Origin of the sequence: Streptomyces sp. NPDC051684, assembly GCF_044453445.1 — a bacterium.
Taxonomy (GTDB): Bacteria; Actinomycetota; Actinomycetes; order Streptomycetales; family Streptomycetaceae; genus Streptomyces.
Genome location: NZ_JBITCS010000005.1, coordinates 241813 through 266599 on the forward strand (window position 1 = coordinate 241813; position 24787 = coordinate 266599).

General features: G+C 71.3%; 18 protein-coding genes. 4 read left to right on the forward strand and 14 right to left on the reverse strand.

Going from position 1 to position 24787, the window contains the following annotated elements:
- Nucleotide 1: 1 nt before the first annotated feature.
- The 10 genes from ACIA8D_RS08720 to ACIA8D_RS08765 form a co-directional block, all read right to left on the reverse strand.
- On the reverse strand, nucleotides 2-592 hold the full coding sequence (locus ACIA8D_RS08720; protein WP_399230045.1) for a hypothetical protein: 591 nt from the start codon (nucleotides 590-592) through the stop codon (nucleotides 2-4).
- A complete protein-coding gene (locus ACIA8D_RS08725; protein ID WP_399230047.1) occupies nucleotides 589-2715 on the reverse strand; it encodes a hydantoinase/oxoprolinase family protein in 2127 nt (708 codons plus the stop codon). The genes ACIA8D_RS08720 and ACIA8D_RS08725 overlap by 4 nt, the downstream gene beginning before the upstream one ends.
- Nucleotides 2716-2757: 42 nt before the next feature.
- Entirely contained in the window at nucleotides 2758-4356 is a 1599-nt protein-coding gene (locus ACIA8D_RS08730) for an FAD-dependent oxidoreductase (protein WP_399230049.1), read from the reverse strand.
- Between the two features lie 100 nt (nucleotides 4357-4456).
- Nucleotides 4457-5545 carry a LacI family DNA-binding transcriptional regulator gene (locus tag ACIA8D_RS08735; protein ID WP_399230050.1) on the reverse strand — a complete coding sequence of 363 codons (1089 nt, stop codon included), beginning with the start codon at nucleotides 5543-5545 and terminating at the stop codon, nucleotides 4457-4459.
- Nucleotides 5546-5755: 210 nt separating this feature from the next.
- Complete coding sequence (locus tag ACIA8D_RS08740; protein ID WP_399230052.1) at nucleotides 5756-8881, reverse strand: discoidin domain-containing protein; 3126 nt, start codon at nucleotides 8879-8881, stop codon at nucleotides 5756-5758.
- A 170-nt stretch (nucleotides 8882-9051) separates the two neighbouring features.
- On the reverse strand, nucleotides 9052-10848 hold the full coding sequence (locus tag ACIA8D_RS08745) for a sugar-binding domain-containing protein (protein ID WP_399230054.1): 1797 nt from the start codon (nucleotides 10846-10848) through the stop codon (nucleotides 9052-9054).
- 48 nt (nucleotides 10849-10896) lie between these two features.
- The gene (locus tag ACIA8D_RS08750; RefSeq protein ID WP_399230056.1) at nucleotides 10897-11520 is read right to left on the reverse strand and encodes a hypothetical protein; all 624 of its coding nucleotides are present in this window, start codon (nucleotides 11518-11520) and stop codon (nucleotides 10897-10899) included.
- A 6-nt stretch (nucleotides 11521-11526) separates the two neighbouring features.
- Complete coding sequence (locus ACIA8D_RS08755) at nucleotides 11527-12363, reverse strand: carbohydrate ABC transporter permease (RefSeq protein ID WP_399230058.1); 837 nt, start codon at nucleotides 12361-12363, stop codon at nucleotides 11527-11529.
- Entirely contained in the window at nucleotides 12360-13340 is a 981-nt protein-coding gene (locus ACIA8D_RS08760; protein ID WP_399230060.1) for a carbohydrate ABC transporter permease, read from the reverse strand. The genes ACIA8D_RS08755 and ACIA8D_RS08760 overlap by 4 nt, the downstream gene beginning before the upstream one ends.
- Nucleotides 13337-14674: an ABC transporter substrate-binding protein gene (locus tag ACIA8D_RS08765; RefSeq protein WP_399230061.1), complete on the reverse strand. Its 1338-nt coding sequence runs from the start codon at nucleotides 14672-14674 to the stop codon at nucleotides 13337-13339. The genes ACIA8D_RS08760 and ACIA8D_RS08765 overlap by 4 nt, the downstream gene beginning before the upstream one ends.
- Before the next feature lie 213 nt (nucleotides 14675-14887).
- Here ACIA8D_RS08765 and ACIA8D_RS08770 point away from each other — a divergent pair, with 213 nt between their 5' ends.
- On the forward strand, nucleotides 14888-15931 hold the full coding sequence (locus tag ACIA8D_RS08770) for a LacI family DNA-binding transcriptional regulator (RefSeq protein WP_399230063.1): 1044 nt from the start codon (nucleotides 14888-14890) through the stop codon (nucleotides 15929-15931).
- 22 nt (nucleotides 15932-15953) lie between these two features.
- On the opposite strand, the gene ACIA8D_RS08775 is transcribed toward ACIA8D_RS08770, so the two are convergent.
- Nucleotides 15954-16631 carry a GntR family transcriptional regulator gene (locus ACIA8D_RS08775; RefSeq protein WP_399230065.1) on the reverse strand — a complete coding sequence of 226 codons (678 nt, stop codon included), beginning with the start codon at nucleotides 16629-16631 and terminating at the stop codon, nucleotides 15954-15956.
- Nucleotides 16632-16765: 134 nt separating this feature from the next.
- Here ACIA8D_RS08775 and ACIA8D_RS08780 point away from each other — a divergent pair, with 134 nt between their 5' ends.
- From ACIA8D_RS08780 to ACIA8D_RS08790, 3 genes are read left to right on the forward strand one after another with little or no spacing between them, the layout of a single operon-like run.
- Complete coding sequence (locus ACIA8D_RS08780; RefSeq protein WP_399230068.1) at nucleotides 16766-18181, forward strand: amino acid permease; 1416 nt, start codon at nucleotides 16766-16768, stop codon at nucleotides 18179-18181.
- A 27-nt stretch (nucleotides 18182-18208) separates the two neighbouring features.
- On the forward strand, nucleotides 18209-19483 hold the full coding sequence (locus ACIA8D_RS08785) for an aspartate aminotransferase family protein (protein ID WP_399230069.1): 1275 nt from the start codon (nucleotides 18209-18211) through the stop codon (nucleotides 19481-19483).
- A 4-nt stretch (nucleotides 19484-19487) separates the two neighbouring features.
- Nucleotides 19488-20957 carry a purine-cytosine permease family protein gene (locus tag ACIA8D_RS08790; protein WP_399230071.1) on the forward strand — a complete coding sequence of 490 codons (1470 nt, stop codon included), beginning with the start codon at nucleotides 19488-19490 and terminating at the stop codon, nucleotides 20955-20957.
- On the opposite strand, the gene ACIA8D_RS08795 is transcribed toward ACIA8D_RS08790, so the two are convergent.
- The 3 genes from ACIA8D_RS08795 to ACIA8D_RS08805 form a co-directional block, all read right to left on the reverse strand.
- Nucleotides 20947-22386: an FGGY-family carbohydrate kinase gene (locus ACIA8D_RS08795; RefSeq protein WP_399230073.1), complete on the reverse strand. Its 1440-nt coding sequence runs from the start codon at nucleotides 22384-22386 to the stop codon at nucleotides 20947-20949. The genes ACIA8D_RS08790 and ACIA8D_RS08795 overlap by 11 nt on opposite strands.
- An 84-nt stretch (nucleotides 22387-22470) precedes the next feature.
- Complete coding sequence (locus tag ACIA8D_RS08800) at nucleotides 22471-23934, reverse strand: FAD-binding oxidoreductase (RefSeq protein ID WP_399230074.1); 1464 nt, start codon at nucleotides 23932-23934, stop codon at nucleotides 22471-22473.
- A 66-nt stretch (nucleotides 23935-24000) separates the two neighbouring features.
- Nucleotides 24001-24777 (reverse strand): SDR family NAD(P)-dependent oxidoreductase, encoded by a 777-nt coding sequence (locus ACIA8D_RS08805; protein WP_399230076.1) that lies wholly within the window; start codon nucleotides 24775-24777, stop codon nucleotides 24001-24003.
- Nucleotides 24778-24787 lie beyond the last annotated feature (10 nt).

The window sequence follows — 24787 nt, forward strand, 5'->3', positions numbered from 1 at the left end:
GTCACTTCTCGCTTCTGTCGGGGCGTACGGCTCTGTCGGGAGGTGTCACGGCGGCGCCCAGGGCCTCCGTGAGCAGCAGGGGACTGCGGCCCAGGCCACAGGTGACGCGGGCGTACGCGTGCGCGGCCAGTTCGTCGGCGCCCGCGACGTGTGCGAACACGCGGCGCCGCCCGATCCGCAGCGCCGTGTGGCCGAGCGCCCGCTTGAACTCGGCTCGCACGCGCGCGTGGTGGAGATGTTCATGGGCCCGCTCGTGGGCGAGCGCCGCCGCCCGCACCGAACCCTCGGGGAACCAGGCGCGCCAGCCCCGCTCGTCGACGAGCCGTTCGGCGCGCTCGATGGTGTCGACGTACAGCTCGATCTGCGCGGGCCGCGACCGGTAGCGGGCGAGGAGCCCTTCGCCGAGCCCGCCGTCCTGGTGCTCGACGACCCGCGCGCTCATCGCGCCGGGGGACAGTCGCGCCCCGAACTCCTCGGCGGCGAGCGCCCATTGACGTAGGACGAGCGGGTCCCGGCCCTCGTGCGTCGGGGTGCCGGCGAGTAGCCGTACCGCCAGATCCAGGTCGTGGCCCCGGCCGGCGTCGCCGCTCATGCGCGGGACTCCACGACCGCCACCACCGGCTCGTCGGCCGCCCGCGCCCGCAACTCGCTGCGCGCCAGGGCAAGCAGCGCGTCCGGTTCGAGCACTCCCGACAGATCGGCGATCCGGCCGCCGACGAGCAACCGCACCGCGGGCGACCGCGTCCCGCCGTCGCCGTAGGAGGTGGCGTCCCGCACCAGCGCCGCGAGGGCCTCGCCGGCCGCGCCCACCGTCGTCGTCTCCACCCGCGCGTCCGGCGCCCCGAGCCGCACGACACCGTCCGCGTCCACGACCCGTACAGGGCGCCGCGCGGACCGAAGGCGGCGCTTCACCTCGGTGCCGTACACGGTGTACGCCTCGGTGCCCGCGAGCACACTGACCCGCTCGCCGGGTGCCTTGAGGCTGGTGGCGGCCGCCCGCAGCCGCTCCGTGTCGTCGGCCCGGTGCGCCCGGTCCTGCGTGCGCAGTTCGGTGGCGCCGGTGGCGACGGCCCGCACGGTGCTGGTCTGCGGGTCGACCGTCACCTCGACCTCGACACCGTCGGCCGCGGCGCCCTGCGCGACGACCGCCCGCTCGGCCTCGGCGCGCACGGCCAGGATCTGCTCCTGCGTTGCGCCGGGCACGATCCGCTCGACCTGCTCGCGCACCAGCGCGAGGGCCACGCCGATCGGGCTGATCACCTCGTTGTGCCGGGCGATGCGCCCCTCCATGTCGCACATCGACGCGAGGTGCGGGGTGACGGACGCGGCGCCGCCGCCCCCGCCGACCAGCACGGCGGTGTCGCGGTCGAGCCGGTAGTCCTTGACCATCGCGTCCACGACCGTCCGCACCTGCGCCGCCCCCGCGTCGAGCACGGCGCGCGCCGCGCCCGCCACATCGGTGCCGAGCCGGGTGGCCAGCGGGGCGAGCGCGGCCCGCGCCACCTCCTGGTCGCAGCGCGCGAAGTCGCCCTCGGGGACCCGGCCGAGCGCGTTCGCCGCACACGTCATCGTGAGCGCGAACCGGCCGCCCGCCGCGTCGAGCACCACATGGTCGTCCGGGTCGCCGGACATCGGCGCCACGGTGGCGACCTCGGCATCCCGCAGCTCGTCGAGCGTCGCGTAGCACGCGTACGGCAGGCCCGCGATGTGCGCGCTGCGCGGTCCGACACCGGTCACCTTCCCGTCGCCGATCCGCACCATCGACCCGCCGCCGACACCGACCGTGCGTACATCAAGAGCGTTCAGATACGAGGTCTTGCCGAGGATCGTGGCGTGCCGCACCGCGACCTTGCCGCGCCGCACGATACTGATGTCCGTCGAGGTGCCGCCCGTCTCCAGGAACACCCCCTCGCTGATCCGCTCCTGCATCAGCGCGCCCGCGACCCCGGCCGCAGGACCCGACAGCACGGTGAGCAGCGGCCTGCGCCGCATCTCGGCCAGCGACATGACACCGCCGTCGCAGCGCATCACCATCAGCGGCTCGCTCACCCCCGCCTTGGTGATCGAGGAGTCGACGAGTTCCGCGGTCGCCAGCATGCGCGGCAGGATCGCCGCGTTCACCACGGCCGTACGGGTCCGCTTGTGCAGCCCGTACAGCGACGTGATCTCGTGCGCCGCCGCCATCGGCAGGCCCGAGGACCGTGCCGTGTCGAGCACGGCCTGCTCCCCGTCGGGCCGGTCGACGCCGAACGGCTCGGTGGCGACGAGGACTTCGGCGCCCTCCTCCCGTACGCGGGCCACGGCGGCCCGCACCGCGTCGGCGTCGAACGGGTCCGTGACGTGCGCGTACGCGAGCGGCAGCTTCTTGCCGGGGGTGAGGTCGAGCTTGCCGAGCGCGGCGAGCCGCCGGGTCAGCACCGCGCCCGCGCCGGTGCCGATGCCGACGAGCCCGACCGTCGCCACGTCGCCCTCCAGGAGCGCGTTCGTGGCCTGTGTCGTGCCGTGCGCCAGGAACGTCACATCGGCAGGGGTGCGGTCGACCTGCGCGAGGAGCCGGTCGAGCGCCTGCACGATGCCGTGCGCGACACCGTCCTCATGATGGTGACTCGTGGGCACCTTCACCTGGCCCACCAGGTCGAGCGTCGCCCCGTCGACCGCGACGGCGTCCGTGAACGTGCCGCCCACGTCGATCCCGACGCGTATCTGTGTGCTCATGTCGTACGCACCTCCTCGTGCGTTCGCGTACCGGATGGAAAGTCAGTAGCCGCGCACATCGGGCCAGTGGCGCTGCACGCCCGACCGGTCGAGCAGCCGCCCGAACTCGTCGAACCGCTTGTCCTCCGCCTGCACCTGATGCGGCGTGACGTCTTCGGCCAGGCAGTGCGCGGCCAGCGCGCCCGCGACCTCGCCGATGTTCCACTCCACCGGGTGCAGCCGGTAACAGCCGTTGGTGATGTGGGTGGTGCCGATGTTCTTGCCGGCCGGCAGCAGATTGCGCACCCGCCGAGGCACCAGCGCGCCCAGCGGGATCTCGAACGGCACAGAGCCGACGTCGATGTAGTTGTCGCCACCGGTCGAGGGGTGCAGGTCGATGCGGTAGCCGCCGACACCGACCGAGTCCCGGTAGCGCGTCCTGCCGTGCGGGCCGACGGAGTCGATGGCGACGTCCTGCTCCACGACCGTCGTCACCGCCTTGATACGGCGGGACTCGCGCACGTACGGCGCCTTCGCGAGGCCGTCCGTCGTGCCCGTCACATCGGGGCGGATGCGCAGACCCCGAAAGCCGGTGCCGCCGTCGGCGCGCGGGGCCTCGGTCTGCAGCCAGTACAGGACGGACAGCGACAACTGCCGTGCCTCGCGCAGCGCTTCGGCCTCCTGCCCGATGTACGGCTTCAACCAGTAGTCGTTCAAAGGCCAGTTGACGAGCGTGATGTCCGAGTCGAAGACGCCCGGCCGGTGCAGCTTGCGCGCGAGGATCCGGCGAAAGCCCCACAGTTCCTTGTCTCCCGCGTCCGCGCTCTGGTCGGCGCTCACGGCGAGCGGGTCTTGCTCGGGGTTCGGCTCGAAGGTGCGGGGGACCGGCTCCAGGCTGCGCGGATCGGGGGCCTCGAAGCCGAGCAGGGGGCCCGGCCAGAAGTCGGGCCGGTACGAGCGCCAGAAGTCGTAGTCCTCGGGCCGCTCGATGGTGTGGTCCTCGCCCTCGTGGTGCGAGAGCGCGAAGCACACGGTGATGCCCTGCTGGTTTTCCGGCTGTGCTGCGGCGGGCGCGTGCGGTTCGCCGAACTCCGCCTGTGCCTCCGCCCCGTTGGCGTGCTCGACGTCCGCCGGCGCCAGCAGTTCACCGGTCTCGGTGGCGTCGATGACGTAGGGAGGGGTGAACCCGCGGACGATGCCGGTGCGCAGATCCCGCACGGATACCGCTGTGATGACATCGTTGTTGGACTCGGCGGACACCGCCTTGTGCTCCGTCAGTACGGTCAGCAGTCCGCTCGCCCGGTGCGGCGCGAGCATGCCCTCCAGGACGGCGAGCGCGATCCGCGGCTCGTGACACAGCTTGCTGACCCGGCCCGCGCCCGGATTGAACTCGGGCAGCGCGAACGCCTCGCCGCGCAGCGGATACCACTGCCGGTAGTACGCGCGGATGCCCTCGCGCAGCGCCCGGTACGAGGCCGTCGTGCCGAACTGCTCCACCCACGGGTGCTCGTCCGGTGGCACGGCCTGCGCGGTGAGCTGCCCGCCTATCCAGTCGGTCTCCTCGGTGAGTACGACGCGGCGCCCGGCGCGGCAGGCGGCAAGCGCCGCGGCGACACCGCCGAGGCCGCCGCCGACGATGAGGATCTCCGGTTCGGGAAACACGTGACTCCTTCGTGCTGTTCGGGTCGCTCTGTATGTGTGTGCTCTGGGGGGGGGTGCGCTGTTGGGCGTGTGCTGTTGGTGTGTGCCGTACGTGTGTGGCTCAGCGGCGGGGCGCGGGCCCGGCCGTCAGACCGGTCCGGAACTCGCAGGCCACCAACGGCTCGTCCGTCTCCTCGCCGGCCACCTGGGCGGACAGCAGACGCACCGCCGCCGCGCCCAACTCGTGCCGGGGCACGTCGAATCCGGTCGGAACGGGCCCCTGGGCCAGCTCCGGCGGCGGGCTGCCGAGCAGCGCCAGGGAGACATCCCCCGGGCACGACAGCCCGGCCTCCGCCACCGCCCCGCTCAGCGCCTGCCACGCCGCACCGGTGTCCGTCTCCTCCGCCACGAACGCGGTGACACCGTCCGCGACCAGGGCGCGGACCCGCTCGACCGTCACCTCGGCCACCGGGTCGGCGCACCGCAGCACGGCATCGGGGCCGCCCGCGAGCCCCGCCGCGTCGAGCCCGTCGAGGAAGCCCTGCTGACGGTCCGTGGAGGCGGGCGCGTCGTCGTCCTCGCGCACGAGCACGATGCGGCGGTGCCCCAACCCGGCGAGATGCGCGACCACGTCACGGCTCGCGCTCACGTAGTCGGCGCCCACCCAGGCGAGCCCTTCCAGCTCCTCCCTGCGCCCGAGGTGCACGACGGGGAATCCGTCGGCGACGAGCCGCTTCAGCTCGGCGCGCGGCACGTGTCGTCCGAGGAAGAGGCAGCCGTCGGCGAGCCGCACCCTGCTGAGCGCGTCGGGGCCGCCACCGCTGGACGCGGTGAACAGGACCAGGTCGTAGCCGCGCGCGGCGGCCTCCTGCTCGACGCCCACCAGGAACGGGTAGTACGAGTGCTGCACATCCGTCGGGAACGTCGACGTGAAGCTGAAGACACCGAGCAGGTTGTTGCGGGCGGCCGCCAGACGGCGGGCGGCGGGGTCGGGAACGTAACCGAGGCTGCGCGCCGCGTCGAGGACCCGTTGCCGCGTCTCCTCGGAGATCGTCGCGCCCTTGCCGTCGCGGCGGGCGTTCAGGACCAGCGAGACGGTCGCCTGCGAGACACCGGCGAGCCGCGCCACCTCGGCCTGCCGGGGACGGGACTTCCGGCCGGCCGGTGCGGGGGCACGCCCCGGCTTCGCCCGCTTCCTGGGTTGCTCCACGCCTGCCGCTCCTCGGGGTGTCCGTGGTTGGTAATGCGTATTAGGTAATGCGCATTAACGAGAACTGTGGGGGCGGCGCCCGAGTGAGGTCAAGGGGTCGTACGGAGATTTCCGAGGTTCAACGGGGTTGCTGCGCACGCGTATTGAGCACGCCGAGGAACCCGGCCGCACATGGGCGGCCGGGTTTCTCAGGAGAAGGTGCTACGCAGGTCAGCGCACGGACAACCGGACCAGCCGCGCGTCCGTGGCCCGGTCGCCGGTCACCTTGAAGGCGACGTAGCGGGCCGTGGCCGAGGTGAGGGACAGCGTCCGGTCCGGGCGCTTTCCGGAGAGCCGGCCCGCGACCCGGTAGTCGATACCGTCGGCGCTGAGTTCCACCTCGGCGGCGGGCGCGCCGCCGACCGTCCACTCCGCCTCCACGCTGCGCAGCGCGACTTCCTCGCCGAGGTCGACGACCAGACGCCCGCCGGGCCCCGGCCGCCACGACGTTCCGCGGTCGCCGTCCACCGCGGCGGCCGGATCGGACATGCCCTCGGGCAGTGGGCTCGTCGGGAAGACGGTCCGGCCGAGGGCCCGGTCGTCCAGCGGGAAGGCGGTGGCGCCGGGGAGGTGCAGCGTCGTCTCGCGCGCTCGGGACACCGTGGCCACGGCGGTGCGCCCCTGCGCCTCGACGCGGACCCGGCACGCGGCGCCGGACAGGCGGAGGGTGGCGCCGTCGACCACGCGGACACGCAGACCTGCGGGCAGCCGGTCGCCCGGCAGTGGGGCGAGCGTGAACCGGGGCGCGAGCAGCACCGCCTCGGCCGCGGCGAGGTCCGCCCGGTAGGTGACACCGTCGTCGGTGACGCTCTGGTCGCCTTGGAAGACCGTGCGACGGCCACCGGACTGCGGAACGTGGACCGTGGTCGTGATCCGTCCGCCCGACAGGTTGAAGAGGGCCAAGTGGTCGTCGGTGACGGCCACTTGCGCGTCGGCGGCCTTCGCGGTGGGGGAGGGGGTGCGGGCACGGTCGCGCAGAGTGCTCGCCGACGCGGCCGCGAAGCCCTCGACCACGAGGGGCGCCGCCGGGCCGTCCGCCGCCATGATGGTGTCGCCGTACACCGCGAGCGGATGTGTGCCACCACGGACGACGAGCCCGGCCCGGCCGTCGATGTCGAGCCAGCCGCCGCGACTGCTCACCTCAGGCTTCGGCCAGGTGGCGAGGTCCTCCCACGTCGCGCCGTCCGTCGAGCCCTGGACGCGGTAGGCGCGGCCCGCCGCGGCCTCCCAGCGCAGTGTCACCCGGTCGACGTCGTGCGTCGCGCCGAGGTCCACCGCGAGCCAGCTGTCGGCGCGCGGGCGGTCGGCCTTGGAGACGGCCCACCGGGTCGCCGGATCACCGTCGACGGCCAGTCCCGGCCCCTTGCCCGTCTCGCTCGACGACGCGGACGCCGTCCCGCCGCGCGCCAGGTCCGCCCCGTCCGCGCCGTCGCGCACCTCCAGGGCGAACAGCGAGTATCCGTACGCCGGGTCGGGCCGCACACCGAGCATCCGGATGTGCCGCACCGCCGTGCGCGGGACCTCGACCGTGTCGACGCGTGCCGTCGGGCCCGAATCGTCCTGGGCCCGCACGGTGGCGCTGCCCTCCTCGAAGCGGTACGTGCGCGACCCGTCGAGCCCCGCCATGCCCGGCATCGTGAGGTTGTGGATCTCCAGGTGGCCCTCGCCCGCGCCGGTCCCGCTCGTCGCGTAGACGACCGAGCCCGTCGGCAGCGTCGCGAACCCCGCGTAGCCGCCGTCGAGTTGGAGGACGCTCGCGCTGCCGTCGAAGCCGTCGCGCAGCGACTCGTAGAGCCGCACCGCCCGGTGAGCGACCTTGCCCTTGGACGAGGGGAGGAACATCGGGGTCGCGCCGCTCAGCTTGAACAGCCAGTCGTCGTGCGCCGGTTGCCAGGCGAACTTCACGAAACCCGGCTTGCTGACGGCGCCCGCCCACGCGGACCGTGTCTGGTGCGAGACGAGGCCGGGCCCGGTGCCGAAGTCCGTGACACCCGAGGCATGGGCGAACAGCTCCTCCTTGGTGTAGGGCCGGACCGGGTGGCGCCCCTCCTCGGCCGCCCACACGTGCAGCAGGTAGCTGATGGCCAGCTCGGCGCGCGCCTCCGGCTCGTACTTCGGCTCACCGGAGAACTTGGCCAGGCGGTGCTCCGGCGGATACTTCTGGTACGCCTCAAGGCGTTCGGCCAGTGCCTGTTCGGCGCGTGCGGCCGCCCGGTCGCCCACCACCTGCGCGAAGAACGCGAGCGGGATGACATCCCGGCCGTACAGGTGCTCGCGGTCGTTCACCATCGGCATCAGCGGTTCGCCGGCGTCGCTCATGACACCAAGGAGCGTGCGCCACAGCGGCTCGGCGTTCGGCTGCTTCGTCAGCACTTCGGGCAGCGGTCGGCCCGCCGCGAGGAAGTGTGCGGCGTTCCGGCCCGAGGTGCGCCACAACTCCTCCTGGTAGTGCGGGCCGAAGGAACCGTGGTTCTCGACGATGAACGTGTCGTACAGGTTCCGCGCGGTATTGCGCGAGACACGCACGCCGTCCACGAGCGCCGGGTTGGCCAGGTCGGCGGGCGGCAGTCCGGCCTCGTTGCGCGACCATGTGCCGTAGCCGGACTCCCAGTCGCCGTGACGGGGGTCGTCGGGGGCCCAGGCCAGGGCGGGCGCGAGGGTCTGGGCGTACAGACCCATCTCCTCCAGCTTGGTGTCGCCGACGTGGCCGCCCTTGAGGCCGTTCGGTGTCCAGTCGCCCGAGTCGGGGTCGTCGCCGGTTCCCAAGGACGTGGTGTACGCGGCCTGTTCGCGCGTGATGGTGTCGATCCGGTCGCGCGTGGTGGCGTCGAGGTCGCCCCACAGGAGGCGCGCGGCGAGCACGAAGTACGACTGGAATGTGGTGTCGAAGAACAGCTTGCGGCCCCATTCGGTGCCGCCCGTGAGCCGGTTTGACGCCGCGAAGTGCCGGATGGTGGCGAGCGTGCGCGCCTTGAGGGTGTCCCGGTCGATGCCGGCCCGGTCCGCGTCGTACGTGCCCTGCGTCAGCAGGACCGCGTTGCCGAGGACGACGGCGAACCCGAAGTCCTTGGCCGTGTAGTGGCCGAGCGCGGCGTCCCACTGGGTCTCGGACCAGCGGGTGTGGTCGAGCAGCACCCGGTGGTAGGTGGCCGCGATGTCGTCCGGGAGAGCGGACGAACGGCCCGCGGCCCGCGCCGGGTTCGCCCCGATGATGGCCGGAAGGGCGGCCATGGCACCGGTGAGGCCGACGGCCTGGAGGAATCTGCGGCGATGGAGCCGCGGGAGGTGGTGCGGCATGGGCAGGACCTCTTTCGCGAATCACGAGACAACGTTGTCAAGTGGCAGGGGCTCAGTATTCGATCTCTGGTCTGCGGGCGTCAACGGTCGGGCGTCAACGGTCGGGTGGGAACGGTGGGGTGTCCTCGGACGATACGTCGTCCGAGGACACCCCACCGGCCGTGACCGGGTCAGCCGCGCGTGCGGGTGAGGATCGCCCGGAGCTCGGGCAGGGGCAGCTTCGGCGTGCGGTCCGCCGTCAGCAGGCCGTTGACCTCCTGCTCGGTGTCGGTGAACTGCGTGTAGCAGAAACCGGCGAGCCCCGAGTCCACCGCGGCCGCCACCAGGGAGGACAGCCGCTCGGCGAACTCCTTGTCGTTGGCGACCGTGTCGTAGCCGAACCACTCGGCACCCTCGGCCGGTTCGAAGGTGGCACCGCCGAACTCGCTGAGGACCACGGGCTGCCCCTCGTGGCGCACCCCGTCCAGCGTGAGACGCCGGACGCCGGGCCACCGCTCGGTGAAATCGCCCTGGCGCAGCGACGCATGGCCGTACCGCTCACGCAGCACGTCGGCGCGCTGCGTGTAGTCGTGCACGCCCCACATGTCGGCGGCGGAGATCTCCCAGCCGTCGTTGGAGACCGCGGGCCGCGACGGGTCGATGGCCTTGGTCAGGTGGTACAGGGCGTCCATGAAGTGGCGCTGCTCGGGCACCAGCGCCGGATGGGGTACGGACCAGGACTCGTTGAGGGGGACCCAGGCGACGATCGACGGGTGGCTCAGATCGCGGGACACCGCCTCGGTCCACTCGGCGACCACCCGCTCGACGGTGGTCGTGCCGAACGCGTACGCCGATGGCATCTCGCCCCACAGTACGAGGCCGAGCCGGTCCGCCCAGTACAGGAAGCGCGGATCCTCGATCTTCTGGTGGATGCGCAGCCCGTTGAGGCCGATCTCCTTGGCCAGTTCGGCCTCCCGGCGCAGCTCGTCCGCCGACGCTGCGAGGTGCGAGCCCGGCCAGTAGCCCTGCTGGAGTGCGAGCCGCAGGAAGTACGGCTTGTGGTTGAGCAGGAAGAGCCCGTCGTCCCAGCCGATGTCCCGCAGCCCGAGGTACGAGGAGACCTGGTCGACGACCGCACCGTCCGCCGCCTCGGTGACGTCGACGGCCGCGTCCACGAGGTGCGGGTGCTCCGGGCTCCACAGCACGCCCTCCAGGTCCTGACCGTTGCGCAGCGCCGGCACCGCGATGTCGAACGTCGTCTCCTGTCCTTCGGCGAGGGTCCGCTGGTCGGCGAGGACGCGCTCGCCAAGCGTGAGACACACCGACACGTGCACGGGCGACGCGGGCCACCGGCTGAGGCGCACCCGGCACCGTACGCGGGCGTTCGCGACGTCGGGTGTCCAGTGCAGCGTCGACACATGCAGCTCGGGCACCTCCTCCAGCCACACGGGCTGCCAGATGCCCGAGGTGCGGTGGTACCAGATGACGTGCGGGTCGCGGTGCCAGTCCTGCTTGCCGCGCGGCTGCGTGACGTCGAGCGGCTGGTCCTCCGCGCGCACCACGACGACGTGCTCGCCGTCCGCGTCGAGCACGTCGGTGACGTCGCAGGAGAAGCCGGTGTGACCGCCCTCGTGGCGGCCGACCAGGCGGCCGTCCACCCAGACTTCGGCGCGGTGGTCGACCGCGCCGAAGTGCAGCAGCAGGCGGCGGCCCGCGGCGGGCCGGGGCACGTCGACGGTGCGCCGGTACCAGAGCACGGGGTGGAAACCGGCGTCGCGCACCCCGGACGCCTCGGACTCGGGCGGGTAGGGCACGGTCACCACGTCGGCGTACGGCGACGTCACAGCCGGATCCATCCAGCGCTCCGAGCGGCCGCGGTCGGCGTCGTCCCGGGCGAACCGCCACGGACCGGAGAGGTCGTGCCAGTCGGGGTCCCGGACGAGCTGCGGCCGGGGGTGTCCTGTGACGTCGAGGTGGGTGTGGGACAAGGAGAACTCCGTGGGTGTGGGGAGCTGTTGAGGACGGGAACGGGGTTGTCAGGGCGCCGGTCGGCCCGTGGGGGAGCGGAGGTCGACGGCCGTCGCGGCGAACGCCAGCGGTCCCGGCAGCAGCGGGACGAGCACCGGCATCGCCCACGCGAGGAGCAGGGCCAGGACCACGGCGCCCGCGAGGAGCAGGCTGCCGCGCGGATCGGCGAGCGAGCGGATGAGCCCCTCCCGCGCGGTCAGCCGATGCGGCGCCTCCAGGGCCGTCGCCCGCAGCCCGACGACGGCCGCGCCCAGGGCGAGCACCAGCAGGACGGGCGCCAGGACCCGTGCTCCCGGCAGGCCGGTGCCGACCAGTCGGCTGTCGAGGAACAGGAGCAGGGCGACGAGAGGCGGGACGAACCCGGCGAGCAGGGAGCGCGCGCCGAGGCGTGCGCGCAGCTCACCGGCGTATCCGCGGACACTGATCTGGACGCCGCCGTGTGCCGTGCCCCGCAGCGTCGCCGACGCCGCCGAGAAGGCGGCCGGCGCGGTCACGACGGGCAGGCAGGCGACGCTGGTCAGCAGCCCGACGAGCAGCATGTCCGCGAAGAGCGCGAAGCCGCCGCCGAACACCTCACCGGGCTCGCGGCGTTGCCGCCCCGAGCCGCGTGGCGCGACAGGTGTGTGGGTCATGGTGTCTCAGCCCTTCAGCCCGGAGGTCGCCATGCCCTGCACGAGATAGCGCTGGAAGACGAAGAAGAACAGCACGATCGGCAGCACGGAGATCACCGACATCGCGAACATCGGCCCGTACGCGGAGGTGCTGCCCTGGTCGACGAAGCTGCGCAGGGCGAGCGTGATGGTCGACTTCTCCGGCGAGAACAGATAGATCATCTGCGTGAAGAAGTCGTTCCACGTCCAGATGAACGTGAAGATGGCCGTGGTGATCAGCGCCGGCCGGCTGAGCGGCAGCGTGATCGCCCAGTAGGTGCGGAACGGGCCGCAGCCGTCGATCCGCGCCGACTCCTCCAGTTCCCGCGGAATCCCGCGCATGAACTGCACGATGAGGAACACGAAGAACGCCTCGGTGGCCAGGAACTTCGGCAGGATCAGCGGCCAGAACGTGTCCGTGAGGCCGAGCCGGTTGAAGATGATGTACTGCGGGATCAGCACGACGTGGTGCGGCAGCATCAGCGTCGCCACCATGAAGCCGAACATCGGCCTGCTCATCCGGAACCGCAGCCGGGCGAACGCGTAAGCGGCCAGCGAGCACGACAGCACATTGCCGAGGACCGCGCCCCCGGCGATCATCAGGGTGTTGCCGAGCAGCCGGCTCACCGGCACGCCCGACACCCCGTCGAGCGCGGTCGTGTAGTTGCCCCACTCCAGATGGCTCGGCCACAGGTCGAGGCTGGCGATGACCTCGTCGGCGGGCTTCAGCGACGTGGCGAGCAGCCAGGCCAGCGGGTACAGCAGCACCAACAGGCACACGGCGGCGATGGTGTGCGGCACCCACCGCTTCGCGGCGATGTTCATCGGGAGGCCCCCTCGGTGTCATCCGCGTAGAAGACCCAGGACCGGGACGTCCGGAACAGGATCAGGGTGACCACGCCGATCGCGATCAGCAGCAGCCAGGCCATCGCCGAGGCGTAGCCCATGTGCGAGGCCGTGAAGCCGCGCTCGTACAGGTACAGCGTGTAGAACAGCGTCGAGTCCGCCGGGCCGCCCTCGCCGCCGCTGACGGCGAACGCGGGGGTGAACACCTGGAAGGAGTTGATGACTTCGAGGACCAGGTTGAAGAAGACGACCGGGGACAGCATCGGCACGGTCACCGAGACGAACTGCCGCCAGCGGCCCGCCCCGTCGAGCGCCGCGGCCTCGTACAGATCGGGCGAGATCTGCTGCAGCCCCGCCAGGAAGATCACCATCGGCGCGCCGAACTGCCACACCGTCAGCAGGACGATCACGTACACCGACAGATCGGCGTTGCCGACCCAGCCGCCCGTGTGGATGCCGATCGCGCCGAGGCCGCGCGAGATGGTCCCGCCGTCGTTGAACAGCGCCCGCCACACCAGCGCGATGGACATGCTCGCCCCGAGCAGCGACGGGGCGTAGAACGCCGAGCGGTAGAAGGCCCGGCCCCGGCTGAGGTTCTTCAGCAGCATGGCCACACCGAGGGCGAGCCCCAGCTTCAACGGGACGGCCACGACGACGTACAGCATCGTGGTGCCGACCGAGCGCCAGTAGCGCGGGTCGTCGGTGAGCATGTCGGTGTAGTTGCGCAGGCCGATCCACTTCGGCGGATCGAACAGGTTGTAGTCCGTGAACGACAGGTACAGCGACACCGCCATCGGGACGAGCGTCAGCACGACCGCGCCGATCATCCACGGCGAGAGGAACACATAGGCGGGCCACTGCTTCTCGCGCGTCCGGCGGCGGATCCGCTTCCCGGCGGTCGGCTGCTCGGGACCCTGGTGCGCGGGGGCGGGCGCCTTGGTGGTGAGTGCGCTCATGACCTCAGCTCCTTGTTGGCCTCGTCGATGAGTTCGCGCGCGGCCTGCCGGGGCGTGGCCCTGCCGTAGATCATCCGCTGGTGCACGCGGGTGAAGGTGGGCTGGATCGCCAGGTCGGCGGGTGGCGGGGCGGTCGGCGGTGCGTCGAGGCCGTACTTCTCCATCGTCTGCGCGTACCGGAAGATCTCCAGCTCGGCGCCCTTGAGTGTGCGGCCGACGCGCGCCGCGATCGTGCGGTTGGGCGGGGTGGACCGGGAGAACCCGAGGATGTCGCCCGCCCGGGTGTCGTTGAGCAGGAAGTCCACCAACTGGGCGGCCTCCTTGGGGTGTGGGGAGTGTGCGCCGATGCCGAGGAGCATGCTCGGCTTGAAGTAGGCGCCCTGCCGGCCGTCGGTCGTGGGCACGGGCGCGTAGTGCACCTGGTCGCCGAGCAGGTCGACATAGCCGGGGAAGGGCGCGTCCCAGGTGAAGTCGGAGGCGGCGAGATGGCGGCCCATCGGGGACATCTCGGTGTTCGTGGCCTGCACGGTGTCCCGGGGCTCGGCGACGGCGCCGTCCTTGCGGAGGCGGTCGTAGAGCGTCCAGAACTCGGTGAGGTCGTCCTCGGTGAAGGCGAGTTCGGTCTGGCTCCTGTAGAGCCGCCCGCCGCGGCTGCGCAGCCAGTCCTCGAAGATGTCCTCGTTGCCGCCGCCGTCGTTGGCGCCGCGCAGCGGACGCCCGTCGGGGGACTTGAGGCCGAGCGCGGTGACCTTCTTGTTGGCCTCGGCCCACTCCTGCCAGGTCCAGTCGGGGCGGGGTGTGCCGATCCCGGCCCGCTTGAAGATCTTCGCGTCGTAGGCGAACCCGGTGATGCCGCGGCCCATCGGCAGGGCGTACTGGCCGCCCCGGTACGTGCCGGTGCGCAGGAAGCTGTGGTCCATGTCGGACGTTTCGATGGTGCCGCGCTTGATGGCGTCGTCCAGGGACATCAGCGCGTCACCACCGGCGTACTGGGAGACCTGGCGGTAGTCGAGCTGCACCACGTCGGGGATGCCGCCGCCGGCGGCCTGCGTGGCCAACTTCTGGAGGTACGCGCCGAATTCGCCGTTCGACGTGCGGACGGTGACGCCGGGGTGCTCCTTCTCGAAGAGGCGCACCGCCTTCTCGGTGCGCGCGGCCCGGTCGTCGTTGCCCCACCAGGAGAACCTGAGGGTGACACCGCGCGACGTGCCGCCGCTCGCGGTGGAACAGCCGGACAGCGTGCCGGTCAGCGCGGCACCGACCCCGGCGGCCGCGGTGGTCAGGACGGCCCGGCGGCTGGGGCGGGGGCGCGGGCCGCATCGGGGCTCGGGCATGAGAGACCTCTCGGTGAGGCAGGCGTGTGGGGCACCGCGGGCCACGCGCAGCAGCTGCGACGCACCTCGACGGCGACGGATTCCAACGTTGTAACCAGTGGGTGTCGTCGCGGTCAACCCTCTGGCGCGGATGAACTCGGTCCGGATTCAGGGCTGTCAATGGCGGTCGGCACGTGCATAATTCAGCGATAACCAGGTGAGGGGAGTCGGGCGGTGGCAGCAGTGACGCTCAAGGACGTCGCCGAGCGGGCGGGGGTGTCGATCAAAACGGTTTCCAACGTTGTACGCGATGCGCCTCGGGTGTCGGAGGCCACGCGGACCCGCGTGATGTGCGCCGTGCAGGAGCTGGGATACCGGCCGAACCCCTCGGCCCGCCGGCTGCGGACCGGGCGCAGCGGACTGATCGCCCTCGCCGTCCCCGATCTGGCGACGCCCTACTTCGCGGAACTCGCCCACCACGTACGCACGGAGGCCGCGGCCCTCGGCTTCACCGTCCTCATCGAGGAGACCCTCGGTGACACCAAGGAGGAACTCCGCCTCGCGACCGGCGTCGGCGCCTCGCTCCTGGACGGCGTGATCCTCTCGCCCTTGCGCGTCTCACCGGACGAACTCGCCCCCGTCACCGACCAGTTCCCCCTCGTCCTCCTCGGCGAGCGCAGCTACGAAGGCGACCGGGTGGTGGCGGACCACGTCCTCATCGACAATGTGGCGGCGGCCCGCGAGGCCACCGCACACCTGGCGCGCCTCGGCCGCACCCGCATCGCGGCGATCGGCGTCGACAAGTTGGGCTCCGCGACCAGCCGCCAGCGCCTGGAGGGCTTCCAGCAGGCGCTGCACGACGCGGGCCTGACGTACGACCCGCGCCTCGCACCCCAGATCAAGGATTTCGACCGGCGCAACGGCCTCCGGGCGATGCGCGTCCTGGCCGAACTCCCGGCCGACCAGCGTCCGGACGCCGTCTTCTGCTTCAGCGACCTGCTGGCCGTCGGCGCCCGGCGCGCCCTGCACGAGGCGGGCCTGAGCATCCCCGGCGACGTGGCGCTGGCCGGTGTCGACGGCTCGGAGGAGGCCCGCTACGGCACCCCGTCGCTGACCTCGGTGGTCCCCGACAAGTCGGCGATCGCCGCGCTGGCGGTGAAGTGTCTCGTCGACCGGGTCCGCGCGCAGGAGCCCCCGCCGTTCGAGGTGCATGTGGCGCCGCACTGGCTGGAGGTGCGGGAGTCCAGCGGGGGCGAGCGGGAGCCGTTGGAGCCCTGAGTGCGCGGCCCCGCCCGGTGGCTCACCCCTCGAAGGACGCCGCCAGGATCTCCTGAACCCGCGCGCCGTTGGACGCGATGTGATGTCGTGCCTCCCGCTGCGCGCGCTCCGCGTCGCCCGCGCGGATCGCCGCCATCAGCGGCTCGTGCTCGCCGAGCAGCCTGCGCGGGTTCTCGTTCTCGCGTTCGTGGGCGGACAACGCCATGAGATAGAAGCGCAGTTCACGCGTGAGCCCGGCGTAGAACGCGTCGAGGCGCGCGTTGCCCAGCGTCGCCACGATCGCGCCGTGGAACGCCAGGTCGGCGGCCACGATGTCCGCGCGCCGCAGTGACGCGGTGACCGCGACGAGGTGGTCGTACGCCGCCTCCACAGCGGCGAGTTGGGCCGCGTCGAGAGGCGCCGCGAGGGCCGCCGCCTCCAGGTGCTCGCGCGCGGTGTAGAGCTCGTCGACACCTCGCGGCGTGGGGGAGATGACCACCGCCCCGCGGTTGGCCTGGAACCGGATCAGGCCGCCGTGCTCGAGAAGTCGGACGGCCTCGCGCACCGTATTGCGGGCGATGCCGAGCTCGGCGGCGATGGCGCTCTCGCGCAGCCGCTCGCCCGGCCGGAAGGACCCGCCGAGGATCCGCTCCGACAGGCCGTCGGCGATCTGCTGGGCGGTCGTGGTCCGCTGGGCCACCAGCCCGTCAAGTGCCGTCATGGCGTCATCGTAGCCACCCCGCGACCTCTGGTGCCGAACAGTAGAACTGTTCTACAGTTGCGCACTGCTTCGGCCGATCACGGCCCGTCGCCTGCGTGACCCACTGAACCGATGTTGCAGGAGGGCCCTCAACAGTGCGGACAACTCACGAGAACGACAGGATCGATCCGGGCGACGGAACGGCCCCGGAGCAGCCGCCCTCCGACGCACCCCGCACCCTCAGGCAGCGGCACGTCCGGATGATCGCCCTCGGCGGCATCGTCGGCGCCAGCCTCTTCGTCGGCAGCGGCGCCGTCATCCACACCGTCGGCCCGGCCAGCATCCTGTCCTACGCGCTCGGCGGCCTCCTGGTCATCCTCGTCATGCGGATGCTGGGCGAGATGGCGACCGCCTCACCGACCCTCGGCTCGTTCATGGAGTACGCCAGGACATCGCTCGGCGGCTGGGCCGGCTACACCATCGGCTGGCTGTACTGGTACTTCTGGGTCGGTGTCGTCGCCTTCGAGGGAGTCGCGGGCGCCAAGCTCCTGATGCTCTGGATACCCGGCGTACCGCAATGGGTCTTCTCTCTGGTCCTGATGACACTGCTGACGGCCACGAACCTGGTGTCGACCCGCTCCTTCGGGGAGACCGAGTTCTGGCTGGCCTCCATCAAGGTCGTCACGATCGTCGTGTTCCTCGTCGCGGGCACTCTCTTCGCCCTCGGACTGTGGCCGGACGCCGAGCTGTCGGTGGGCAACGTCGCCCTCGACGGCTTCGCCCCCAACGGCCTGTCCGCCATCCTGCACGGCGTCGTCCTCGTGATCTTCTCCTACGTCGGCACCGAGATCGTCACCATCGCCGCCGCCGAGTCCGACGACCCGGTGAAGTCGGTCGTGAAGGCGACCTCCTCCACGGTGTGGCGCGTCATCATCTTCTACGTCGGGTCCGTCACGCTGCTGGTGATGATGACGCCGTGGGACCGGATCCCGGTCGAGACCAGCCCGTACGCGGCGGCCTTCGGCAAGATGGGCGTCCCGGCGGCGACGACCGTCATCAACGTCGTGGTCCTCACCTCCGTCCTCTCCGTGCTCAACTCCGGTCTCTACACAGCCTCCCGGATGCTCTTCGCCCTCCAGCGCAACCACTGGGCGCCCCGCTGGGTCGCCCACCGCAGCCGCCGGGGTACCCCCTGGAAGGCCATCCTGGCCTGCACGGTCGTCGGATACATCGCCGTCGCCATGAGCTATGTCGCGCCCGACACCATCTTCAACTTCATCATCAACTCGGCAGGCGCCGTCGGTCTGTTCGTCTATGCGATCATCGCCGGCTCGCAACTGCGCATGCGGCGACAGCTGGAACGCGAGGCCCCGGACCGGCTCAAGCTGCGCATGTGGGGCTACCCGTACCTGAGTTGGGCCACCCTGGCCGCCATCGTCGTCGTCCTCAGCTCCATGCTCCTCGTCCCGGACGCGCGCTCCCAGCTCTATCTGAGCGTCCTGAGCCTGGCCGCGATCCTCGTCACCTACGTGCTCGTACGCTCCCGGCGACGCGGCAGCACCACACACTGATCCCCCCCCACCCTTACGGAGAAACCCATGGCCCAGGAGAACCCGCCCGTCCTGTCCGGCCCCGCACTGTGGAGCGCCCAGGCGCACCTCCCCTCCGTCCTCGGACGCCAGTTGACCATCGAGCGCGCCGAGGGCAGCTACCTGTACGCCACGGACGGCCGCCGTCTCTTCGACGGCACCGCCGGCCTGTGGCACGCCAACGTCGGCCACTCCCGCCCCGAACTCGCCGACGCCGCCCACGACCAGATGCGACGCCTGGAGACGTACCACGTCTTCGGCCGGTACCTGAACGACCGCGCCGTCGCCCTCGCCGAACGCCTCGCCGCCCTGTCACCCATCGACGACCCCAAGGTCATCCTCAACAGCGGCGGCAGCGACGCCATCGACGTCGCCTGCAAACTCGCCCGCAGGCACTGGCAGCGCGAGGGCCGCGCGGGCAAGACCATGATCCTCAGCCGCGAGTTCGCCTACCACGGCCTGCACGCCTACGGCACGAGCATCGCGGGCCTCGACTTCAACCGGACCGGATACGGCACCGAGTCCCTGGTCCCGGAGACCGCACGCGTCGACACGTACGACATCGACGCCGTCGAACGCACCGTCATGGAGATCGGCCCGGAACACATCGCGGCGCTCGTCGCCGAACCCGTCCAGGGCACCGGCGGTGTCGTCCCACCCGCGCCCGGCTACCTCGAAGGCCTGCAACGCATCTGCCGCGAGCACGACATCCTGCTGATCATCGACGAGGTGATCACCGGATTCGGCCGCACGGGCCACATGTTCGCCACCGAACGCTACGGGCTCACACCCGACCTGATCACCTTCGCCAAGGGTGTCACTTCCGGCTACGCGCCGCTCGGCGGTGTCCTCGTCGCCCCGCACATCTGGCAGCCGTTCTACCGGGACGCCGACGACACACCCATGTTCCGGCACGGCGCCACCTACTCCGGGCACGCCACCGCCTGCGCCGTGGCCCTGCGCAACCTCGACATCCTCGACGAGGAGAAGCTGGTGCCCCGGGTGGCCGAGCTCGAACAGGTCCTCGCCGACGAACTGCGGGTCCTGGGCACACGGGTGTCCGTCGTCGAGACGCGGGTCGCGGGACTGCTCGGCGGTGTCTCCCTCGTCGACGACATCAGCGCGGAGGCGGTCACCGACGAACTCGTCGAGCACGGCTTCGTCACCCGCCCGCTGCGCGGCAACACCGTGCAGATCAGCCCGCCGTTCATCACCACCGACGAGGAACTGCGCGCGCTCGTCGCCGCCATCGGCACGGTGCTCGCGACACACGAAGGCCGGTGACACGATGCCGACAACGGGGGAGCAGTCCTCGGGCGGCCTGGTCGAGTCGCGCTCGATCGACGTGGTGCCCGACGAGGAACGCCACGGCACCGCGTTCAGCCAGTTCACGCTGTGGGTGGGCGCGAACCTGCAGATCACGGCCGTGGTTACCGGAGCCCTCGCGGTGGTGCTCGGCGCCACCGCCTTCTGGGCGGTGATCGGCCTGCTCGTCGGGAATCTGCTCGGCGGCTCGGTGATGGCCCTGCACTCGGCGCAGGGCCCCCGGCTCGGCCTGCCGCAAATGATCTCCTCGCGGGCCCAGTTCGGGGTCCGCGGCGCCGTGGTGCCCCTGGTCCTCGCGGTGTTCATGTTCATCGGCTGCACCGCGAGCGGCACCGTCCTCGCCGGCGAGGCGGTCGGCGAACTGACCCACCTCGGGCCCGTCGCGGGCATCCTCATCTTCACGGTGGTCACCGCGGTGGCCGCCGCCGTCGGCTACCGCCTGATCCACTTCCTGGGGCGCCTCGCCGGAGTGGTGTGCGGGGTGGCGTTCGTCTACCTCGGCGTACGTCTCCTCCAGCACGACGACATGGGCACGGTTCTCGCCGACCACAGCTTCGCCCTGCCCGCGTTCCTGCTCGCGGTGTCGCTGTCGGCGTCCTGGCAGCTGTCGTTCGGCCCGTACGTCGCCGACTACTCGCGCTATCTGCCGCGTACGACCTCGGCCCGCGCGACGTTCGCCTGGACGTTGGCCGGGACGGCGCTCGGCGCCCAGTGGTCGATGGCCTTCGGGGCGCTCGCCGCGGCGGCCGCGGGCGGGGCCTTCGTCGGGCACGAGGTGACCTATGTGGTGTCACTCGGCGGCGCCGGCCTCACGGCGGCCCTGCTCTACTTCGTCATCGCCCTCGGTAAACTGACCGTCACCGTCCTCAACACGTACGGCGCGTTCATGTCGACCGTGACGAGTGTGACCGGGATGCGGCGGCGCGGCGCGGTGCCCCACCGGCTCTCGCCGCGCGGGCGGGTCGGCTACATCGCCGCGATCATCGTGGTGGGCGCCGCCCTCGCCCTCGCCGGGCGGGGCGACTTCCTCAACACCTTCTCGACGTTCCTGCTCATCGTGCTGGCCTTCTTCACCCCGTGGAGCGCGGTGAACCTCGCGGACTACTACCTGGTCGCGAAGGAGCGCTACGACATTCCGGCCCTGAACGACCCCGACGGCCGCTACGGCTCCTGGCGGGTGCCCGCCCTGGTGTCGTACGCGGTGGGCCTGGTCGTCCAACTCCCGTTCATGGCGACGGACCTGTTCACCGGCCCCTTCGTCGCCCGCCTGGGAGGCGCGGACATCTCGTGGATCGTGGGACTGACACTGCCGGGCGTCCTCTATTGGTTCCTGGCCCGGCGCGAACGGCACCGTATCCCGGACCGCATGATCTATCCGCAGGACGTGCGGACGCGCCCGGCGGCGGAGCCGTCGACCCAGCTCACCCCGTGATGTCCCGCAGCCGCCGGTAGATGCCGTCCGTGTGCCCGCGCACATCCCGGTGCACCTGCGCCAACCGCTGGTACAGCGCATGGTGTGCCGGGTCCGGGACGAACTCCTCGCCCGGCCGCACCATCGCCGCGACCGCGCTGTCGAAGTCGGGGTGCACCCCCAGGCCGACCGCCGCACAGACGGCCGCACCGAGCCCCGCCGCGCTGTCCGCCTCCGAACGGCGGGCCGGGACACCGAAGACATCGGCGAAGATCTGCATCATCAGATCCGAGTGCGAGCCGCCGCCCGACACGATCAACTGGCGGTATTCCGTGCCCAGTTCGGCCGACATCCGCTCGCCCGCCTCGCACACGGTCAGCGCGAGCGCCTCCAGGATCGAGCGGTAGATGTGGTACCTGCCCTGGCGTCCGTCGAACCCGAGGATGCCGCCCTTGCGGTACGGGGCGTCGGTGGGCGCGAGCCAGTCGAGGACGGTGAGCAGCCCCTCGCTGCCCGCCGGTACCTTCGCGGCCTCCGCGTTGAGGTGGTCCTCCACGGAAACGCCCGCGGCGCGCGCCTTGGCGATGGCCTCCTCGCCCAGCAGGTCGCGGTACCAGCTCACCGTCCACATGCCGCGCCGCACACCGTCGCTCTCGTACAGGTACGCGTGCGGGGTGGCGGCGTAGTTGGTCCAGAATCCGCTCGCGTCGGGAACGTTGCGCGGTCCCGTCGTCATGCCGGCGACGTACGTGCCGAGCGAGACCAGCAGGGTGTCCGAGCCGCGCAGTCCGCAGCCCAGCGCCTCCACGGCCTTGTCGTTGGCGGTCGCGACCACCGGCAACCCGGCGGGGATCCCGGTGCGGGCCGAGGCCTCGGGGGTCACCTGCCCGAGCACCTCGCCCGGCAGCACCAGGTCGAACAGCATCGCCCGCGGAATCCCGTACGTGGCGAGCTCCGTCTCGTCGTCCGTCCACCGCCAGGTGTCCGGGTCCAGCGGCCACATGCCCGCGTAGTTCGCCGCCGTGTCACGCCGCTGTCCGGTGAGCCGGTGCGTGAGGTAGCCGGACGACGTGGTGACATGCGTGGCGACCGGGTCCGTGTGCTCGTACGGGCGCGAGACCCGCTCGTCCATCCAGCTCATCACCGGCTGGGCGAGGCTGCCGTCCGCCCTGAGGACCGCCCGGCAGAACCGGATCGTGCACAGACCCACGCCCACGATGTCCGCCGTGTCACCCGGAAACGCGGCGAGCGCCCGGCGGCTCGCCGCGGCGATCGACGTCCACAGGTCGTCCTCGGGATGCTCGACCGCCCCGGGGCGCGGCGTCGCGTAGGGGCGCAGGCTCTGGCGGCCCTCGCTCACGGCGCGGCCGTGCTGGTCGAAGACGGTCACCTTCGTCGACTGCGATCCGTTGTCGATCGCCACGAAGTAGCGCGGTCGGGTGCTGGGCATGCCCACTCCGTTGAGGGTTGCGGCCGGTCGGGGGAGATGACGCGCGGGGCGGGCCGGAGCCCGCCCCGCGCCGAGGGGGTGTGCTCAGGCGTCCAACGGGAAGATGGTGCCCTTGTTCATGATCCCGTTGGGGTCGAAGGTCTCCTTGAGCTTGGCCAGGATCGGGTACGCGCTGCCGTGCTCCCGCGTCGTCCACGGCGCGCGGTACTTGCCGACACCGTGGTGGTGGACCATTGAGCCGCCCACCTTCAGGGCCTCCTCCACGATGATCGCGTTGAGCGGGATGTGGTACTTCCCGATCTCCTCGCGCGGCTCGCAGTTGATGACGTAGTCGTAGACGAAGTACAGGTTCGTGCCCGTCTGGTAGCTGTGCGAGGAGTGCGCGCCGAGCATCACGAGGTCGTCGGCGGCCGGGAACTCGCCCTGGATGCGGGCGATGACGTTCTCGTACAGCTCGACCGTGCGCGACCAGTCCACCGACACCTCGGTGGTGTAGCCGAGTTCGGCCTTCGCCAGCATGACCTGCTTCTCGGCCTCGATCTTGTCGGGGCCCCAGTTGAGGTTGTCGAACCAGTTCTCGATCAGCTGCGGGTCGACCCGGGTGTGTTCGTGCTGCGCCATGACCCGCTCGATCTCCTCGCTGGTGGCCCGGACCAGGCCGCGGGGGCCCTCGGCGACGAACACCACGACGACCTTGCCGTCGTAGAAGTGCGAGAAGTGCTGGCGGGCGTCCTCGGGGGAGTAGACGCGGACCACGGACGGGCTGAAGCCGTTCGTGACGACCTCGCGGATCGCGGCGATGCCCGTGGCCATGTCGTCGACGAGGAAGCCGTGGAACTCGTTGTTCTCCGGCTGGTACTTGAAGACCTTGACGGTGACCTCGGTGATGTAGCACAGGGCGCCCTCGTTGCCGATGACGATGTGCCGGATGTCCGGGCCTGCCGCACGCCGCGGCACGTTCTTGATGCGCGCCACCGAGCCGTCGGGGAACACCGCCTCCAGGCCGACGACCATGTCCTCGATCGCCCCGTACAGGGTCGAGAACTGGCCGATGGAGCGCGTCGAGACGAGGCCGCCGTACTGCGCGAGGGGCTTCGACTGCGGCGAGTGTCCCGTGGTCAGGCCGCGCTCGCGCAGCTTGTCCTCGAGTACCTGGAGCGGCACCCCGCACTGGACGGTGGCCCGCATGTTCTCGGCGTCGATCGAGACGATGCCGTCGAGGCCCGAGCCGTCGAGCACGATGGTGTCCTCGACCGCCGTCTCCAGTCCGCCCTCGGTGCCGGTGCGGCCCGTGCGGGCGACGACGTTGACGCGGTGCTCGTCGGCGAAGGCGAGCACCTTCGAGACGTCCTCGGTGGAGCGGGCGTTGACGATCGCGGCGGGGATCGGGCCGTCGTAGATGCCGTGCACGGACTGGTACTTCTTGAACCGGTCGACGCTCGCCTCCTTGAGCTGCTGCTCGTCGGTGACGATCCGTCCGGCGTCGAGGAGCGCGGTCAGCCGGTCGACGATGTCCTGACGGCTGAGCTTCGAGAGCGACTTGGCCATGGGAGATACCTCTGTCTCGGGTGGTGCGTGGAGCGATGTGCGTGGGGAGGGGGTGCGGGCGTCGGCTCAGCGGACCAAATAGCCTCCGTCGACGGGCAGCACATGGCCGTTCACGTAGTCCGACGCGCGGGACGCGAGGAAGACCGTCGTCCCCATCAGGTCGGCCACGTCGCCCCAGCGGCCCGCCGGAATGTGGTCGAGGACCCGCTGGTTGGTCTCGGGGTTCGCCCGCGTCCGCTCGGTGATCTTGGTGGCGAAGTAGCCGGGCGCGATGGCGTTGACCTGGATGTTGTGCTGGGCCAGCTCGTCGCAGTACGCCTTGGTGAAGCCGGCGATGCCGTGCTTGGTGGCCGCGTACGCGGGGGACATCTGCCCGCCGAGGAAGGAGAACATCGACGCGATGTTGATGATCTTCCCGGAACGTTGCGGGACCATGAAGCGGGTCGCCTCGCGGCTCAGCTCGAACGGGGCCGTGAGATTGACGTCGATCATCGGGTCCCACTCGTCGCGGCCGAACTCCTCGACATCCGCGAGACGGCAGATGCCGGCCGAGTTCACCAGGATGTCGACCGAGCCGAAGGCCTCCGCACACCCCTCGATCACGCGGCGGGGCACCCCCGGCGCGGTCAGGTCCGCCTCCAGGAACTCCATCCGCCGGCCCTCGCCCTCGATGAGCTTGCGGGTCGTGCCGTCGTCGTCGGCGACGGACGGCACGAAGACATTGGCGCCCGCCTTGGCGAGGGCCAGCGAGAACGCCTGGCCGAGGCCGGTGTTGCCCCCGGTGACGATCGCGTTCTTGCCGTCGAGGGAGAAGAAGTCGCGGTGGAAGTCGGTGATGTCCATGAAGTCGAGG